Source organism: Vibrio sp. S234-5, assembly GCF_000960595.1.
In the GTDB taxonomy this organism is placed as follows: domain Bacteria; phylum Pseudomonadota; class Gammaproteobacteria; order Enterobacterales; family Vibrionaceae; genus Vibrio.
In genome coordinates, this window is sequence record NZ_JZAM01000154.1 from 1 (window position 1) to 2,450 (window position 2,450).

Consider the following 2,450-nt stretch of genomic DNA (forward strand, 5'->3'; position numbering starts at 1 on the left):
CGCCAAAGAATAATTGTCCGGAAAACCGCGCCCACTGAAATTAACTTGCCGACAAACACAAAACCAATCAGCCGAGGGAACAAAGAAAAACCATAATCCACTGATTTTTGGTGATTAAACATAACGCCCTGCTAAGGGGTGAGCAATGCACTACAAAAGCTACCGCACGCAGCCTTAATCACAAAACTCACCGCATGCTAAAAATGCCACGCATTGCGAATCCCACTTAAGCAGTTTGTTAGCCATTTTTGTTAAAGATAGCCGTTACCTTATTGGCACCATAAAAAGACATACGGATTCCCTTTGAGTCTTGTTCACTCATAACTTTATATGCAAACACATCCTTATTTTCACCATAAGATTCAGCAGACTTAAACATTTTTTCTGAAAGTTCATCTATTAGCAGCAATTTATTGTTAACATCCTGCTGGCTTGAGTCTTGTGAAAAAAGAAAGTTCGCAGTTACGTCAACTGTGCCGCGCCAACGTTCTCTGAAATGATGAAAATATAGTGCATGAGATATATGTACCAAACACGATTTCAACCGTTCCGCATCAATTTTAAAAGCTATTGCTTCAGCGTATTCTCCAGTAGCGAAATTTTCAATCAGTGTCGAATTTGCATTCTCAGTTAACTTATTGATTAGTTGAGGTCTTCTCTTAATTGACCTCGTAATTTTGGTATCAAAATGGTTTTTAGCGACAGTGTTAGAGAAAACGCTAATGGTTAGGCAATTCAGTAAATACTCATCATCCTTTGACTTGGACGAGTTATGCAAATCACAAGAGGGGACTGTAATCAATGACTTGCGTAAGTTCTGGTCACCTGACAAATCTTTCTTTTCTGGAAATAGACATTTCGGTGGTACGTGTTCTACTGAGGTAGCAGGTCTATCACACATATAACACAAACTCATGTTGAACTCCTAAAATGGCTAACGCCCTGTTAAGTAGTGAGGCATGCACTACAAAAGCTTCCGCAACACTACGTAATCACTAAAACCAACGCAAACCAAAAATGCCACGCATGCCGAATCTACTTGAACAGTTTGTTAGCTGCGCTACCCACTTCTAGATTGTGTAATCAAAAACCACGATGTCTTCGAGCAACGGGCGAAACACTTGCTTAAGTGCGTCATGCTCTGGATGTGGCAAATAGTTTTGACGGCCCGCTTCGTCGGCAAACGTCATTAAAACCGAATGCGTGAAACCTTGATTTTTGCCTTCGGGGCTATCGTTTTCTCCCCACTCAACAGCAAGGACACCATCGACTTTTTCCGGCATTGCCGCAAACAAACCTTTTAACTTTTCAATTTCTAATGAGTCTGCGGATTGTTTAAATTTTATAAGCAATAAATGTCGAATCATTTTGTCCTCGATAGCAGCTAACGCCCAATTAAGCGGCTGCTAACACCACGAAACTCAAACCGGGCCACCGTAAACACCGCCGCCAACCGGAACCAAAAATGCCACAGGTTAGCAGTCCGACTTTAATTGATTGTTAGCTCTTTTGGCTTGAATCGTCCGCTCCCTTTAATGTCGTTGAATGTTAAAGGTGAGCACCATTGTGGCTCTCACCTTAATAGCTTTTACATCAAGAACAGCCCGATCAAAGTTCCAGTTACGACAGCCAAAGCAATTTGACCATCAGTTAGCTTAGCTTCATCATCTCCAGATGAGTCTGTAACTACTTTATTTATATTAGCAATTAACTCATCAACTGTTTCGCAGTTACTTATTGATTTTTTTACAGATAAACAAAACTTAGATGTGAAAATTTCTCTTGATTCAAGCTCGTCAAGCTTCTGACTAATAATTGATATTGTTTCTCTCATATTAGTATCATTCATGTTATCACCTCCGATATGATTTTGGACTTTTTTGCTTTCAGTATGTTAAGTACATTAGGCGCTATAACCATAGTTTGAAAGAGGTTATTATTCAAATCTTGTTCTATAAGTTATCCTTTCCTGTCAAAGCCTGCGATACCTGATGTAAAGAGCTAACGCCCTGCTAAGGGGTGAGCAATGCGCTACGAATGCTACAGCACACCGCCTTAATCACAAAACCCACCGCATACTGAAAATGCCACGCATTGCGAATCCCTCTTAAGCAGTTTGTTAGCTTAAATTTCAGCACCTTAGATTTACCAAGCCTGAGATTAAACCGATTTGGAAAACCAACAAACCACTTAAGCTTTGAAACCCGAATTGGCTCAAACTTTGTGGCCTTTCATGCGATTTGAAAACCCGAAAATTTTGATAAATCACTTTCGGAAAACTCAAAGCGAAAGCAAAACTTCCAAAGCAATTTTGCACCAAGCTGGGTTCATCCGGAAAATCGATACCTGAATGGCTTTTCTGATACCATATCGCCAAAAATAGCCAGTTAATGTCAACTTCACTTCTTTACCATCGCTTTGGAATACGCGGCCCTTTCCATTATTGCTCT

The 2,450-nt window shown here is 40.3% G+C and carries 3 protein-coding genes; all 3 read right to left on the reverse strand.

The genetic code is table 11. From position 1 onward, the window contains the following. Window positions 1-238: 238 nt before the first annotated feature. A complete protein-coding gene (locus UF06_RS06535) occupies window positions 239-916 on the reverse strand; it encodes a hypothetical protein (protein ID WP_045569725.1) in 678 nt (225 codons plus the stop codon). A gap of 154 nt (window positions 917-1,070) precedes the next feature. Beyond that, a complete protein-coding gene (locus UF06_RS06540) occupies window positions 1,071-1,367 on the reverse strand; it encodes a Dabb family protein (protein ID WP_039445218.1) in 297 nt (98 codons plus the stop codon). Window positions 1,368-1,588: 221 nt separating this feature from the next. Next, window positions 1,589-1,849 (reverse strand): hypothetical protein, encoded by a 261-nt coding sequence (locus tag UF06_RS06545; protein ID WP_045569726.1) that lies wholly within the window; start codon window positions 1,847-1,849, stop codon window positions 1,589-1,591. Window positions 1,850-2,450: the final 601 nt, after the last annotated feature.